Annotated in this window: 16 protein-coding genes and 1 tRNA gene; 9 read left to right on the top strand and 8 right to left on the bottom strand. The window is 58.9% G+C overall.

Going from position 1 to position 14,861, the window contains the following annotated elements; translation table 11 throughout:
• Window positions 1–777 carry a divergent polysaccharide deacetylase family protein gene (locus tag BMS17_RS27650; RefSeq protein ID WP_046031239.1) on the top strand — a complete coding sequence of 259 codons (777 nt, stop codon included), beginning with the start codon at window positions 1–3 and terminating at the stop codon, window positions 775–777.
• A gap of 44 nt (window positions 778–821) precedes the next feature.
• On the opposite strand, the gene BMS17_RS27645 is transcribed toward BMS17_RS27650, so the two are convergent.
• From BMS17_RS27645 to BMS17_RS27615, 7 genes are all read right to left on the bottom strand, one after another.
• The gene (locus tag BMS17_RS27645; RefSeq protein ID WP_046031240.1) at window positions 822–1,577 is read right to left on the bottom strand and encodes an ABC transporter substrate-binding protein; all 756 of its coding nucleotides are present in this window, start codon (window positions 1,575–1,577) and stop codon (window positions 822–824) included.
• A 168-nt stretch (window positions 1,578–1,745) separates the two neighbouring features.
• Window positions 1,746–2,516, bottom strand: coding sequence for an imidazole glycerol phosphate synthase subunit HisF (gene hisF / locus BMS17_RS27640; RefSeq protein WP_007897430.1), 771 nt, complete (start codon window positions 2,514–2,516; stop codon window positions 1,746–1,748).
• A gap of 9 nt (window positions 2,517–2,525) precedes the next feature.
• Window positions 2,526–3,263: a 1-(5-phosphoribosyl)-5-[(5-phosphoribosylamino)methylideneamino]imidazole-4-carboxamide isomerase gene (gene hisA, locus BMS17_RS27635; protein ID WP_017336056.1), complete on the bottom strand. Its 738-nt coding sequence runs from the start codon at window positions 3,261–3,263 to the stop codon at window positions 2,526–2,528.
• 42 nt (window positions 3,264–3,305) lie between these two features.
• Complete coding sequence (locus BMS17_RS27630; RefSeq protein ID WP_077432287.1) at window positions 3,306–3,563, bottom strand: DUF2164 domain-containing protein; 258 nt, start codon at window positions 3,561–3,563, stop codon at window positions 3,306–3,308.
• The gene (gene hisH, locus BMS17_RS27625; protein ID WP_077432286.1) at window positions 3,564–4,202 is read right to left on the bottom strand and encodes an imidazole glycerol phosphate synthase subunit HisH; all 639 of its coding nucleotides are present in this window, start codon (window positions 4,200–4,202) and stop codon (window positions 3,564–3,566) included.
• Window positions 4,202–4,795 carry an imidazoleglycerol-phosphate dehydratase HisB gene (gene hisB, locus BMS17_RS27620; protein WP_003218037.1) on the bottom strand — a complete coding sequence of 198 codons (594 nt, stop codon included), beginning with the start codon at window positions 4,793–4,795 and terminating at the stop codon, window positions 4,202–4,204. The genes hisH and hisB overlap by 1 nt, the downstream gene beginning before the upstream one ends.
• Before the next feature lie 269 nt (window positions 4,796–5,064).
• Window positions 5,065–6,729: an OFA family MFS transporter gene (locus tag BMS17_RS27615; protein WP_077432285.1), complete on the bottom strand. Its 1,665-nt coding sequence runs from the start codon at window positions 6,727–6,729 to the stop codon at window positions 5,065–5,067.
• A 221-nt stretch (window positions 6,730–6,950) separates the two neighbouring features.
• Here BMS17_RS27615 and BMS17_RS27610 point away from each other — a divergent pair, with 221 nt between their 5' ends.
• The 6 genes from BMS17_RS27610 (at window position 6,951) to BMS17_RS27585 (ending at window position 11,965) form a co-directional block, all read left to right on the top strand.
• Entirely contained in the window at window positions 6,951–7,355 is a 405-nt protein-coding gene (locus BMS17_RS27610; RefSeq protein ID WP_046031244.1) for an acetyl-CoA sensor PanZ family protein, read from the top strand.
• A gap of 79 nt (window positions 7,356–7,434) precedes the next feature.
• On the top strand, window positions 7,435–9,660 hold the full coding sequence (locus BMS17_RS27605; protein WP_077432284.1) for an AsmA family protein: 2,226 nt from the start codon (window positions 7,435–7,437) through the stop codon (window positions 9,658–9,660).
• Window positions 9,657–10,724 carry an A/G-specific adenine glycosylase gene (mutY, locus tag BMS17_RS27600; RefSeq protein WP_077432283.1) on the top strand — a complete coding sequence of 356 codons (1,068 nt, stop codon included), beginning with the start codon at window positions 9,657–9,659 and terminating at the stop codon, window positions 10,722–10,724. The genes BMS17_RS27605 and mutY overlap by 4 nt, the downstream gene beginning before the upstream one ends.
• Window positions 10,721–10,993 carry an oxidative damage protection protein gene (locus BMS17_RS27595; protein ID WP_046031247.1) on the top strand — a complete coding sequence of 91 codons (273 nt, stop codon included), beginning with the start codon at window positions 10,721–10,723 and terminating at the stop codon, window positions 10,991–10,993. Before mutY ends, BMS17_RS27595 begins: the two co-directional genes overlap by 4 nt.
• Before the next feature lie 103 nt (window positions 10,994–11,096).
• Window positions 11,097–11,172: transfer RNA gene (locus tag BMS17_RS27590), tRNA-Phe, on the top strand.
• A 331-nt stretch (window positions 11,173–11,503) separates the two neighbouring features.
• Window positions 11,504–11,965, top strand: a complete 462-nt coding sequence (locus tag BMS17_RS27585) for a DUF4234 domain-containing protein (protein WP_046031248.1) — start codon at window positions 11,504–11,506, stop codon at window positions 11,963–11,965.
• 79 nt (window positions 11,966–12,044) lie between these two features.
• On the opposite strand, the gene BMS17_RS27580 is transcribed toward BMS17_RS27585, so the two are convergent.
• On the bottom strand, window positions 12,045–12,488 hold the full coding sequence (locus tag BMS17_RS27580) for a hypothetical protein (protein ID WP_046031249.1): 444 nt from the start codon (window positions 12,486–12,488) through the stop codon (window positions 12,045–12,047).
• A 263-nt stretch (window positions 12,489–12,751) separates the two neighbouring features.
• On the opposite strand from BMS17_RS27580, the gene BMS17_RS27575 reads away from it, so the two are divergent.
• Both BMS17_RS27575 and BMS17_RS27570 read left to right on the top strand, forming a co-directional pair.
• Window positions 12,752–13,810 (top strand): YhcG family protein, encoded by a 1,059-nt coding sequence (locus BMS17_RS27575; protein WP_077432282.1) that lies wholly within the window; start codon window positions 12,752–12,754, stop codon window positions 13,808–13,810.
• Window positions 13,811–13,878: 68 nt separating this feature from the next.
• On the top strand, window positions 13,879–14,853 hold the full coding sequence (locus BMS17_RS27570) for an alpha/beta fold hydrolase (protein ID WP_077432281.1): 975 nt from the start codon (window positions 13,879–13,881) through the stop codon (window positions 14,851–14,853).
• Window positions 14,854–14,861 lie beyond the last annotated feature (8 nt).

The following is a 14,861-nucleotide window of genomic DNA, read 5'->3' as shown; positions in this document are numbered from 1 at the left end:
ATGTTCCAGCGGTTTATCCTGGGGCTGTGTCTCTGCCTGGCGGGTGCTGTTCACGCAGCGCCCGTCGAAACGCCTTCTCAAAAAGCCTACCTGAGCCTGATCATCGACGACCTGGGGCAGAACCTGCCCCGGGATCGCCGCGTGCTCGCCCTGCCCGGCCCGGTGACCACGGCGATCATGCCCGACACCCCCCATGCCACCGAGTTCGCCCGCGAAGCCCATCGCGCCGGCAAAATCGTGATCCTGCACATGCCCATGGACCCGGCGACCGGCCCGTTCGCCTGGCATCCTGACTTGCCCATCGAGGAGCTGGAAAAGCGCCTGAATGCGGCGTTCAAGGTTGTGCCTTACACCGCCGGGATCAACAACCACATGGGCAGCCGGATGACTGCCCAACCGGCCGCCATGGCCTGGTTGATGGCGGACTTGCAGCAGCGCCACAAATTCTTCGTCGACAGTCGTACCAGCGCGCAAACCGTTGCCGCCGCCCAGGCACAGAAAATTGGCTTGGCGAGCGTATCGCGGGATGTGTTTCTGGATGATGAGCGAACCGAGGCGGCGATTTTCACGCAGCTGCAAACGGCGATCAATCTGGCGCGAAAGCAGGGATCGGCGGTGATGATCGGGCATCCGTACCCGCAGACGCTGGCGGTGCTGGAGCGGGAGTTGCCGAAGCTGAAAGCTCAGGGAATCGAGTGGATTGATATCAAGCAGATGATCAGCGTGCGCGGCAATCGGGCGACAGCGGCTCATGGCAAGGACGGCGTGTACCGTTGAAGCGGGATCGTTCCCACGCTCTGCGTGGGAACGATCAGTGCCCCCTAGAGATACCGCGCCATGATCTCGTCCACCTTGCCTTCTTTACGCAACTGATCCAGCGCAGCCTGCAGTTTGGCCACCGTTTCGTCCGGCACTTCTTTGTTCAGTGCCAGATACAGCTCGGCGCTGTTGAAGCGCAGAACGGTCTTGAGCCCGCTCACACCTTCCTGACGCGCCAGATAACGCCCGGCCGGATCACCGGTGGCCCACAGATCGATCTGGCCGCTGACCAGCTTCTTCGCGTTGTCCTGATCGCGCAGGACCACCACCGGTTTCAAGCCTTGCTTGGCCAGTGTCATGGCAATCGCGTCGCCTTTGTAAGCGCCGATTTTGTACTTTCGCGCGTCATCCAGGGTTTCGAGGGTGATAGTGCTGTCAGCCTTGGCCAGCATGATCCAGTCGTCCGGACCGATCGGCCCGACCCACTTGAAGAGTCTCTCGCGGTCCGGCAACCGCGCCATCACGAATGCACCGTAACCGGGGTTTTCCAGCGCGAGTTTGTAGACCCGCTCCCAAGGGAAGCGCAGCGTCAGGCTGTAGGTAACATCGGCACGCTTGAACATCTCGCGGACGATGTCCACGGCGATGCCATCGATATTCTCGCCCTGAGCAAAGTTTTTGCCGTTCTTGGCCATGTTGTAGGGCGGGAAATTTTCTGTCAGCAACACCAGGTCGGTGCCGGGACTTTCTGCGGCACGCACTCCATTGATAAACAACAGGGAGGCGCTGGCGAGGACTAGAAGAAGGCGTTTGAGCATGTCTGGCTACCGAAATCCATGGCGTACCCAAGAGTGCCTTGAGCCCGCCATGATGTCCACTGGCCTGTATCGTTTGTTTAGGCGCTATACGAAAACTCGTCGAGCGGCGATCAAGCAAACTCGCTTTCAATACAGCATGATCGTCGCGAAGGCAGTTTTCGTAGGAGCCTAACGCATCACGATGCCGCGATGAGCCATGTAGGCCTTGGCTTCCTGCACGGTGTATTCGCCGAAGTGGAAAATACTCGCCGCCAATACCGCGCTGGCGTGGCCTTCGAGGATGCCGTCTGCCAAGTGCTGCAAGTTGCCGACACCGCCGGATGCGATCACCGGAATGCCCAGCGCGTCGCTGATGGCGCGAGTGACGCCGAGGTCAAAACCGTTTTTCATGCCGTCCTGATCCATGCTGGTCAGCAGGATTTCGCCAGCGCCCAGGCCTTCCATCTTCTTCGCCCATTCAACGGCGTCGAGCCCGGTTGGCTTGCGGCCGCCGTGGGTGAAGATTTCCCAGCGAGGGGTTTCGCCAGGTCCCGAGACCTTCTTCGCGTCGATGGCGACGACAATGCACTGCGAACCGAAATGCTGCGCGGCTTCACCGACAAACTCCGGGTTGAACACCGCCGCGGTGTTGATCGAAACCTTGTCCGCACCGGCATTGAGCAGGTTGCGAATGTCCTGCACGGTACGCACGCCACCGCCCACGGTCAGCGGAATGAACACCTGGCTGGCCATGCGCTCGACGGTGTGCAGTGTGGTGTCGCGACCGTCGACGCTGGCGGTGATGTCGAGAAAGGTAATCTCGTCGGCACCTTGCTCGTCATAACGACGGGCGATTTCCACCGGGTCGCCGGCGTCGCGAATGTTCTCGAACTTCACACCTTTAACGACCCGGCCGTTGTCCACGTCCAGGCAAGGGATGATGCGTTTGGCCAGCGCCATGGTCAGTCCTCAGCCTTTGTACGAATCGCAGAAAGCTTGCGCTTCGGCGACATCGAGGGTGCCTTCGTAGATCGCCCGGCCGGTGATCGCGCCGATGATGCCTGGCGCCTTCGCGTCGAGCAGCGATTTGATGTCACCCAGATTGTGAATACCGCCGGACGCGATCACCGGAATGCGCGTAGCAGCAGCCAGCGCCGCGGTGAACGGTACGTTGCAGCCCTGCATCATGCCGTCTTTGGCGATGTCGGTATAAACGATCGCGGACACGCCGTCGGCTTCGAACTGTTTGGCCAGGTCGATGACCTGAACGGTGCTGATTTCTGCCCAGCCGTCGGTGGCAACAAAACCGTCTTTGGCATCGAGGCCAACGATGACCTTGCCCGGGAATGCACGGCAGGCTTCAGCGACGAAAGCCGGATCTTTCACAGCCTTGGTGCCGATGATCACGTAGCTGACGCCGGCTTTGACGTAGTGCTCGATGGTTTCCAGCGAGCGGATACCGCCGCCGATCTGGATCGGCAGGTTCGGGTAGCGCTTGGCGATAGCGGTGACCACTTCGCCGTTGACTGGCTGGCCTTCGAAGGCGCCGTTCAGGTCGACCAGATGCAGACGACGGCAACCGCCCTCCACCCACTTGGCAGCCATGCTCACCGGGTCATCGGAGAACACCGTGGAATCTTCCATGCGGCCCTGGCGCAGACGAACACAGGCACCGTCTTTGAGATCGATAGCGGGAATAATCAGCATCTGGCAAACCTTCAAATTCGAGTATTCAGCTTCGCTCGGAAATCAGTTTTTCTCGAGCGCCCACAAGTCGCTTTCGATGCTTTCGAACCTCTCTTTGAGGTGCGTCTGCACATCGAAAATCGCCCTGTTGTAATAGTGCGGAGCAATTTCACGGGTAAACAGCTCAAGGATTTCGGCCGCTTCGAACGAACCCAGGTCCAGTTCGAAGCGATCCTCCATGAAGCGCTTGATCTTGTGATTGGCCTCGCGCTCCTGTTCGGGCGTGAGGGTCAGGATCGGTGGCTTCTTCTTGACCGCCATTTACCAGCGACCATCCCACGCAGCGAAGTTCTGCAGCAATTGCAGGCCATGGGTATGGCTCTTTTCCGGGTGAAACTGCACGGCGAAACGCGAGCCTTCGGCCAGCGCCGCAGCGAAATCGACACCGTAATGACCGCCGCCCACCACCTGCCGCGCGTTGCCGGCGGCGATGTAGTAGCTGTGCACGAAGTAGAAACGCGCCATGTCCGGAATGTCGTGCCACAGCGGGTGACTCACCTTCTGCTTCACTTCGTTCCAGCCCATGTGCGGGACTTTCAGGTGTTCGCCGTCTTCATGCAGGTCTTTGCCGAAGAACTTCACCGCCCCCGGGAACAGGCCGATGCAGTCAACGCCATCGTTCTCTTCGCTGGTGTCGAGCAAGGCTTGCATGCCGACGCAAATCCCCAGGAACGGGCGGTCCTGGCTGACTTCACGCACCAGCGAATCAAAGCCAAGACGACGGATCTCCGCCATGCAATCGCGAATCGCGCCAACGCCGGGGAACACCACCCGGTCAGCTTCGCGAATCACGTCGGCATCACTGGTGATCAAGACCTTGCCGGCACCGACGTGCTCGAGGGCCTTGGCCACCGAGTGCAGGTTGCCCATGCCGTAATCGATAACCGCGACCGTCTGCATTACAGAACGCCTTTGGTCGATGGCATCTGACCGGCCATGCGGTCATCGAGCTCGACGGCCATGCGCAAGGCGCGGCCGAATGCCTTGAACACGGTTTCGATCTGGTGGTGGGTGTTGGTGCCACGCAGGTTGTCGATGTGCAGGCTGACCAGCGCGTGGTTGACGAAGCCCTGGAAGAATTCCTGGAACAGGTCAACGTCGAAACCGCCGACGGTAGCGCGGGTATATGGAACATGCATCTGCAGACCAGGACGACCGGAGAAATCGATCACTACGCGCGACAGCGCTTCATCGAGCGGCACGTAGGCGTGACCGTAGCGACGGATGCCTTTCTTGTCGCCGATGGCTTTGGCAAAGGCCTGACCCAATGTGATACCAACGTCTTCCACGGTGTGGTGGTCGTCGATATGCAGGTCGCCCTTGCTGACAATATCCAGGTCGATCAGCCCGTGACGGGCGATCTGGTCCAGCATGTGCTCAAGAAAAGGAACACCGATATCAAATCGGGCCTTTCCGGTGCCATCCAGGTTGATCGAGGCTTTGATCTGGGTTTCCAGAGTGTCGCGCTCGACTGACGCCTTACGTTCGGCCATCACCAGCTCCGCAAAATCATTGGGCGAAAAAGGCAGCCATTATAGGGGCGCGGGGCGGAAACAGAAACACGATACGTAATATCCCTGACGGGCTGAACCCAGCGCTGCCGGGGATAGACATGTCCATACAAGCCGGCAAACACGGACTTTTTGCCTTGTAGAGAACAAATGTGGGAGCGGGCTTGCCCGCGAAGGGGCCATCACATTCAACATACCTGTCGACTGTAAGTCCGCTTTCGCGGGCAAGCCCGCTCCCACAGGGAGGTGCATTAGTGGAAAAGGATCGCCGTTTTCTGCAGGGTCACCCACACACCCCACGCCAACGGAACTCCCACCACCAGCCATGCAGCGACGGCCAGCGGCTTGGTGCCAGCATCGGCTTTCCATTCCAGCACAGTGCTGCTGTCAGCACCTTTGTCATGACCCAGCGCCTGTTCGGCAGCCAGTTCAGCGTCGGTCATGAAGTACTTGTCAGCCACCGGACGCACCAGCAGGTTGCACAGGAAACCCAGCACCAGCAGGCCTGCGAGGATGTACAAGGTGATGTCGTAAGCGGCAGCGCGTTCAACGCCGATGCTCAACTGATACTCACGCAGGTAGTTCACCAACACCGGCCCCAACACGCCCGCCGCCGCCCAAGCGGTCAACAGACGACCGTGGATCGCGCCGACCATTTGCGTACCAAACAGGTCCGCCAGGTAAGCCGGGACGGTCGCAAAACCGCCGCCGTACATGGACAGAATGATGCAGAACGCGGCGACGAACAGCGCGACGTTGCCCAGATGACCCAGGTTCGGGATCAACGCGTACAACGCGAAACCCAATGCGAAAAACACGAAGTAGGTGTTTTTACGGCCCAGGTAATCGGAGAACGAGGCCCAGAAGAAACGGCCGCCGATGTTGAACAAACTCAGCAAACCGGTGAAACCGGCCGCAATCGCCGCAATCGAAGCCAGTTGCCCGGCGTCCAGCTGACCAAACGGCAGGTCTACACCGATCAGTTTTCCACCGAACACTTCCTGCAGCAGTGGCGAAGCCATGCCCAGGATGCCGATACCGGCGGATACGTTCAGGCACAGCACCAGCCACACCAGACGGAACTGTGGAGTTTTCCACGCCACGTTCACGTGGACGTGACGGTGGGTGATCATCGCGTTCGCCGCTTTTTTCGCCGGGGCCGTCCAGCCTTCAGGCTTCCAGCCGGTTGGCGGAACGCGGTACGACAATGCGCCACCGATCATGAACACGAAGTAAATCGCAGCCATCACCAGGAAGCTCTGCCATACGCCGACGCTGTCTGGCGAAGCGAAATGGCCCATCAAGGCTGCGGCCAGCGGAGCACCGACCATCGCGCCACCACCAAACCCCATGATCGCCATGCCGGTCGCCATGCCGCGCTTGTCCGGGAACCATTTGATCAGCGTCGAAACCGGCGAGATATAGCCCAACCCCAGGCCGATACCGCCAATGACCCCGGAACCGACCCACATCAGCCAGATCTGGTGGGTATAAATCCCCAACGCTGAAATCAGCAGACCGCCACACCAGCACAATGCCGATACCACGCCAGCCTTGCGCGGCCCGGCGTGTTCCAGCCAGCCACCCCAGATCGCTGCCGAGCAGCCAAGGAAGATGAAGAACAGGGTGTAGATCCAGCCGAGCATCGAGATCGGCCAGTCGCACTGCGACGAAAACACTTGCGAGATGAAGCTCATGTCCGGCGCGCAGGCCATGGGCTTGGTGACGCCCAAGGCTTTGGACAGTGGCAACCAGAACACCGAAAAACCGTAGGCCATGCCGATGCATAGGTGGATGGCCAAGGCGGCCGGTGGTACCAGCCAACGGTTGAAACCGGGCTTGGCGATGATGCGTTCCTTGGACAGGAACGCAGGCTGGCCGGCGTTAAGGCCGTCCGCCGTGATGCTCGTGGTCATTGTGTATCCCCCAATTATTAGTAGGGTTCGCCAGCCACTCCTCGCCCCCGGCCTTCATGCGCACGCATGACCGTTTTGTTGGGTGAAGTGCCTTTTTGTGCGACATCTGGTCGCAGCGGGACGGACGAACGGGCAAAGGTTACCATTTGCACGTGACAGAAAAACCAAACTGATATCACCTTTTGTAAGTCATCTGTTCTCGTACCTCTTAAGGAGACACCATGCCGATCATTGTCGAACCGCTGAACGAGGCCACGTACCAGGATCAGCAAGACCTGCAGAAAATTTACCGCGACGCTCCGCTTTGGCTGTTCGCCCCGTTTTCAGGGGAAGCGCAGTTGATCGAAGGCTGCCTGCGGGACGGCTCGCTGATCGCAGGACGCTTCAATGATCGACTGCTCGGCGCCGCGCGTTTACAGCGGAATCAGGACGTTTGGCACTTGTCTCAATTGTGTGTACGAAAAATTACCCGTCGGCGTGGCGTCGCCGAGCGCTTGGTGAACCAAGCGCAAAAAATGGCCTCTGAGTCGGGCGCAACCCTGCGTCTGCTGGCCCCCGCCGGGCATCTTGAAGCCCAGGCGCTGGCGGCCAAGCTGAAACTGCCGCTGGATGTGTTGCCCGATTGATCGCCTGACCGGTCGTCCGCTTCGGAGCGCTATACTCCCCGGCTAAATTTCGAATTCGACTAACTACAAGGACTCGCCCATGAAAGCGTTCGGCAAAATCCTGGGTCTGGTGCTTCTCGGGCTGTTGCTGATCATTGTGGCGCTGGGCTTTGCCCTGACCCACCTCTTCGATCCCAACGACTACAAAGACGAGATTCGCCAGATTGCCCGCGACAAGGCCCACATCGAGCTGACGCTCAATGGCGACATCGGCTGGAGCCTGTTCCCGTGGCTTGGCCTGGAGTTGCATGACGCCAGTGTCGCGACCCTGGTCAAGCCAACCGAGCCGTTCGCCGACTTGCAGATGCTGGGTCTGTCGGTACGCGTGCTGCCGCTGCTGCGCCGAGAAGTGCAGATGAGCGATGTCCGTGTCGAAGGGCTGAACCTGCGCCTGACCCGCGACAAGGATGGCCACGGGAACTGGCAGGACGTGGGCAAGGTCCCCGCGCCAGCCACTGCAAGCACGACGCCGACCACCACCGGCGAGCCTTCGCCAGCGGCCACGGCCCCAGTGGAAAAACCGGCCCAGCCCATGCGCCTGGACATCGACAGCCTGACCGTCAATAACGCCCGCGTTGAGTACAGCGACGAGCAGACGGGCAAGCAGTTCAGCGCCGAGAGCATTCAGCTCAGCACCGGCCCGGTCCACGACTCGACCAATATTCCGGTCAAGCTCACGGCATTCCTGGGCACCAACCAACCGGTTCTGCGCGTACGCACCGAGCTCAATGGCGAACTGCGTTTCGAGCGCGCCTTGCAACGCTACAAATTTGAAGACATGAAAATGTCCGGCGAACTCGCGGGTGATCCGCTGCAGGGCAAGACCATGACGTTCTCTGCACAGGGGCAATTGCTGCTCGATAAAGCGGCGAACGTCGCTGAATGGACCGGTATCAAGATCTCTGCCAATCAACTGCGCGCACTGGGTGAACTCAAGGTCAACGACCTCGACAAGACCCCGCAAATCAGCGGCGGCATTTCGATTGCCCAGTTCGACCTGGCGAAATTCGTCGACAGCATTGGCCAGCAACTTCCGGCCATGGCTGAAGGCAGCCTGAGCAAAGTCGAACTGGTCAGCCGCGTGGCCGGCACGCCGAGCAGCGTGGCGTTCGACAATATCAATCTGAAAGTCGATGACAGCAGTTTCAGCGGCCGTATCGCTGTTGAGGATTTCGCAAAGCAATCGTTACGCGCAGTCCTGAAGGCTGACACGTTCAACATCGACCGCTATCTGCCAGCAAAATCCGCCGAAGCCAACAGCGCGACCCAGGTGCGCCAGGCTGAAGTCGCCAGCACCGAGGCCGACGCCATGGCGGGTGCGGGCAGCACGCCGCTGCCGGAGAAACCGACCAAAGACGCGTGGAGTTCCGAACGCCTTTTGCCGGTTGAGCGCTTGAGCAAACTCGACGTGGACGCCGACCTGACCTTCGGCCAATTGACCCTCGACAAGCTTCCGATCCAGAACGCGGCACTCAAGGCCACGGGCCAGGGCGGCCTGCTGACCCTGCAGAACCTGCGCGGCGATCTGTATGGCGGCAACTTCGAAGCCAAAGGCACTCTCGACGTGCGCCAGCAGGTCCCGGCGCTGAGCCTGCAGACGAACATCATCAAAGTACCGGCGGAAAAGATCCTCGAAAGCCAAGGGAAAAATCCGCCGGTCAAAGGCCTGGTGACGCTCAACAGTGCGCTGACCGGTAGCGGCAACAGCCAGAAGGCGCTGATCGACAGCCTCAACGGCAACGCCAGCTTCGTCATCAACAACGGCGTGTTGCTCAATGCCAACCTCGAACAACAGCTGTGCAAGGGCATCGCCACCCTGAACCGCAAAACCCTCAGCGGCGAGCCACGGGGCAAGGACACGCCCTTCCAGGAGCTCAAGGGCAACCTGACGTTCCGTAACGGCGTCGCCAGCAATCCGGACCTGAAAGTGCGTATCCCGGGCATGACCGTGAATGGCGACGGCGACGTTGATCTGCGCGTGCTGGGCATGGATTACCGCGTGGGCATCATCGTCGAAGGCGATACAAGCGCCATGCCGGACCCGGCTTGTCAGGTCGGCGACAAATTTGTCGGTGTCGAGTGGCCGCTGCGCTGCCGTGGGCCGCTGGAACTCGGTGCCAAGGCTTGCCGTCTCGATAACGAACGCATGGGCCAGGTCGCGAGCAAAATGGCCGGCGACAAGATCAGCGAAAAAATCGACGAGAAGCTGGGCGACAAGGTCAGTCCTGAACTGAAAAACGCATTGAAGGGGCTGTTCAAGCGATGAGATCCGAGCAGTTTTCATCGGCGGTGCTGGRTTGGTACGACCGCCACGGCCGCCACGATTTGCCTTGGCAGCAGGGCATTACGCCGTATCGCGTGTGGGTCTCGGAAATCATGTTGCAGCAAACCCAGGTCAGCACCGTGTTGAATTACTTCGACCGCTTCATGGCTTCGTTGCCGACGGTCGAAGCCCTGGCCGCTGCGCCGGAAGACGAAGTGCTGCACCTGTGGACGGGCCTGGGTTACTACACCCGCGCCCGCAATCTGCAGAAGACCGCAAAAATTGTCGTGGCTGAATATGGCGGCGAGTTTCCTCGTGATGTCGAAAAGCTGGTTGATCTGCCCGGCATTGGCCTGTCGACGGCGGGTGCCATCGCCAGCCTGAGCATGGGCCTGCGGGCGCCGATCCTCGATGGCAATGTCAAACGCGTCCTGGCGCGCTTTACCGCGCAAGAGGGTTACCCGGGGGAGCCGAAGGTCGCCAAACAGCTCTGGGCCAACGCTGAGCGCTTTACGCCGCATGATCGTGTCAACGCCTACACCCAGGCCATGATGGACCTGGGTGCCACGCTGTGTACGCGCAGCAAACCAAGTTGCCTGCTGTGCCCGCTGGAAAAGGGCTGCGAGGCGCACATGCTTGGGCTGGAAACCCGCTACCCCATTCCAAAACCGCGTAAAAGCGTGCCACAGAAGCGCACGCTGATGCCGATGCTCGCCAACGGTGACGGCGCGATTCTGCTCTACCGTCGCCCTTCCACGGGCTTGTGGGGCGGTCTCTGGAGTTTGCCGGAGCTCGACGACCTCGACGACCTGCAACATCTGGCTTCGCAACACTCACTGGAGCTGGGCAGCCCAAAGGCGCTGCCGAGCCTGGTACACACCTTCAGTCACTTCCAATTGTCCATCGAACCCTGGCTGGTCCGGGTCCAGGAAGCCGGCCATCACGTGGCCGAGGCCGATTGGCTCTGGTATAACCTCGCCACCCCGCCGCGCCTGGGCCTTGCCGCCCCGGTCAAAACCTTGCTCGAACGCGCGGCCGCCGTATTGAACGCAGGAGAATCGTCATGACCCGCACCATCATGTGCCGCAAGTACAAAGAAGAATTGCCTGGCCTGGAGCGCGCTCCGTTCCCGGGCACCAAGGGCCAGGATATTTTTGATCACGTCTCTGCCAAGGCCTGGGCCGACTGGCAAAAGCATCAGACGCTGCTGATCAACGAAAAACGCCTGAACATGATGAACGCCGAAGATCGCAAATATCTTCAGGGCGAGATGGACAAGTACTTCTCCGGCGAGGAATACGCCAAGGCCGAAGGCTACGTGCCGCCGGCAGAATAACCCCGCCAAATCGGGGGTCGGATCGTAAGCGACGGTAATAATTAAATTTTTTTTGAAAACTTTCTTGACGACCCCCTGAAAAACCAGTTTAATGCGCCCCGTTGCCCAGATAGCTCAGTCGGTAGAGCAGGGGATTGAAAATCCCCGTGTCGGCGGTTCGATTCCGTCTCTGGGCACCAAATACCGAAAACCCTGAATCGAAAGATTCAGGGTTTTTTTATGCCTGCGATTTGATAACGGCAGAAAACCACAGCACAGACGCCTGAAACATTTCCTTTTTTTGATCCAGTCCAGTGATAGCTCCGTGCTATCATTTTTCGCGTACATGGAAGATGGTCAGCATCGATCCCGACGCCCCCCCCCCGCATTCGGATCAATCGCCACAGGCTAGAGACAGCGCAAGGAGTGCGTGCTTTTCACCCCCTCCCCGCAGAACACCTTCTCCCCTGCAGGACGATTTGCCCCCCCTTTCAAGCACGCCCTCCCCTCGATCCTGAACATGGAACCGTTATGTCTGACATCAATGAACTCAAAGACAAGATCAACACCAAAACCTTGAATATGGTTTTGCTGTCGGTCGCAACTTTCGGGCTGTACCTGTTGCTGTGGCTTGTCAGAACCAATCAGAAAATCAGCGAAACCACCAAGATCAAACTGGTGGATAACACCTACATAATCTGGCTGGCCGTCTGCCTTGGCTGGAGCCACGCGTTGTCCAATTCAGGCGAGGTATTGTTCGAAGCGTTGTCGGGCATTCTGATTATTGCGACAAACGCCCTGTATATCGTCTGGGCGTTCAAAGCCAAGAATGCCTTGTCGGAATACGCCCTCAGCGAGCACAAAATCGATCTGCGTATGAACGCGTTCTACACCTTCTTCCTGAACGTTTTCTACATCAACTATTGCATCAATGACCTGCCAGAAGAGCAACGCAAGCAACAGATCCTGCGCGGTCAAACGACTCAGGCCTGATGCGACCGACGGGCGAGCAGTCGCAACACGACTGCCGCCTGTTTGCTCAAGGTATAACGCCGGTCGTTAAAGAAACCGATCAGCTGTTCCAGTGAAAAACCAGGTTGCGCGCTGCGCCGCTACCAATGTCTGTCGTATCCCGCCGCGTTTCTCCATTGCGAGTCGCAACAACGGTGTATTTGCCAGGAGGCAGCTGGACATAAACCAGCGGGCCAGCCTGACTCAACGTCAACACTGTTTGCCCCGCTGCTTTCTGAATCACTACTTCTACATCGGGTATGTATTCATTCCCGGACCCGACAGAAAACGTCATGTGCAGGTTGTAACCCGACGTCTGCTGGATGGCCTTTGATTCATCCTCACCGATACCACCGTTCAGGTAAGTGATGCCGTTCTGCGCTTCACGCTGGACCTGTACGCCTGCGTTATCAACAGGATCAAGACTGGCCGCCGGCGCGATCCCTGGAAAAACCAGCACACCGACAGCGATGAGGGGCAACATGAATGAATGGAAGTTTTTCATGATGGCGACTCCCGGGCTCTGTAGAACCCTATCGTTACCCCTTTTTAGACGCCTCGCCGAAGGCCTGGGTTTTAGATTGATTGGTACTTTGGCCCACGGCGAAATGGACTACAGGTTGTATTCCACAAACGTGCTCTGACGTCGGCTTGCTCCTGCAAAACGAATCCAGCATTTCCTTGCGAATCACCAGCGCCATCCTGCATCGCCGAATGGCGCTCCCTTGTCATCCTCTTTCGCCTGTTCCTTCAGCCGCGGAAGACTCCATGAGCCTCGTCAAATCCGATCACCTGCATGACCCACAACTCGCCTCACTGGTGGGCAATCTTGGGGAACTGATCCGCCAGGCACGTCAAAAGGTCTTGCGTGCGGTCGATACCGTCCAAGTACAAACCTGCTGGCAGATCGGGCGGCATATTGTGGTGTTTGAGCAGGAAGGGGCCCGGCGGGCAGGTTATGGCAAGCAGTTGCTGTCAACGCTGGCGAAGGTTCTGACAGCCGAGTTTGGGAAAGGCTTTGATGCCTCCAACCTTCGTTACATGCGTCTGTTCTATCAAGCATTCCCAATGTGTGACGCACTGCGTCACGAATTGAGCTGGACCCATTACCGCCGCCTGTTACGAGTCGACAATGACCATGCTCGCCACTGGTACATGAACGAATCAGCCATTCAAAACTGGTCCAGCCGTGCGCTGGAGCGCCAGATCAACACGCTTTACTACGAGCGCCTGCTGGCGAGTCGGGACCGCGATGCCGTCAAGGATGAAGCAGATACCGATATCCAGAAAATGCGCGCCAGCCCCAGGGATTTCATTCGTGACCCCGTCGTACTGGAGTTTCTTGGCCTGCCCAACGCAGGTCGGGTGCTGGAAACCGAACTCGAACAAGCACTGATCAACCAACTTCAGGGCTTTTTGCTCGAACTGGGCAAAGGATTTGCCTTTATCGCCCGACAGCAACGCATCAGTACCGACAGCAAAGACTTTTACATCGATCTGGTGTTCTACAACTATCTGCTCAAGTGCTTCGTCATCTTCGACCTAAAGCGCGGCGAATTGACCTGCCAGGACGTCGGCCAAATGGACATGTATTTGCGCATGTACGACGAGCTCAGACGAGGACCGGAGGACGGCCCCACTGTCGGCATCATTCTCTGCGCCCAAAAAGATGAATCAGTGGTGCGCTTTTCAATCCTGGAGGGTAATGAGCAACTGTTCGCCAGCAAATACAAACTGGTGCTGCCGAGCGAAGAGGAGCTTCGTGCAGAGCTGGATCGGGAACAGGCAGCGCTAGAAGAACGACTGCTTTATCAGAAATCACGATAGTGCCGGTGGATTGCTCCCAAGCAACGTGAAGACTATCGTTAGCGACTCCGCGCAAAGGCCCGAAACCTATGAATGTGCAGGACATACCGCCATTGGCGCCGGCTGAGATTGAGCTGTCGCAGCCCACCCTGGCTTGCGGCGAACCGTTCAAGGAGCCCGCCGCAGATGGCTTCATGCTCGGCGGCTTCACGTGGCGGCACGCCCCGCAGGATGCAACCCGCCCGGTCGTTATCATCAACGCCGCCACCTCGGTACGCTGCCGCCACTATTCGCGTTTCGCCGATTACCTGTTCGCCAACGGTTTCGACGTGATCACCTTCGACTACCGAGGCATCGGTGAGTCCCGCCCCACCTCAATGAGAGATCTCGACGCTTCATGGTCCGATTGGGGCGCACTGGACTTTGAGGCGATGCTCAGGCGCGCTCAGCGAGAATTCCCCGGCCAGCCCTGCGATGTCGTCGGTCATAGCTTTGGAGGCTGTGCAGCGGGCTTGGGAGCCTCTGGGCGCGTCATTCGGCGCTTGGTGACGGTAGGCGCTCAATTTGCTTACTGGCGCGATTACGCGCCGGCCCACCGCTGGCGAATGTTTGGCAAATGGCATGTAGTGATGCCGCTGGTGACGATGCTTTATGGCTACTTTCCCGGAAAACGCCTTGGCTGGCTGGAAGACACGCCTGCCGGCGTCGTGCATGACTGGAGCACGCCCACCGCCCGTTACGAAAAACGGCCCAGCGGTCGCGTCATCCACGCCAGGGACGGTGGGCTCCCGTTCGCTAACGTCAGCGCAAAAACCCTGGCCATCAGTATCAGCGACGATCCTTACGGCACCGTTGCGGCCATTGAACGCCTGCTCGGTTACTTCACCGGCAGTACAAACACCCACCTGAGAATCGCCCCCGAAGACATCGGCGAAAAAAAAGTCGGACATTTCGCCTTTTTTCGCAGCGCATACCAAGCCACACTATGGCCCATTGCATTGTCCTGGTTGCAGACCGGCGAACTGGCCCCCGATACCCCCGGGCGGCAAGTCCCGCGCAACTGAGCCCCTCA

It is taken from the genome of Pseudomonas sp. C9 (genome assembly GCF_002000165.1).
Lineage (GTDB): Bacteria > Pseudomonadota > Gammaproteobacteria > Pseudomonadales > Pseudomonadaceae > Aquipseudomonas.
The sequence above is the reverse complement of the archived record's forward strand: the minus strand, read 5'-3'. Positions and strand labels throughout refer to the sequence as shown.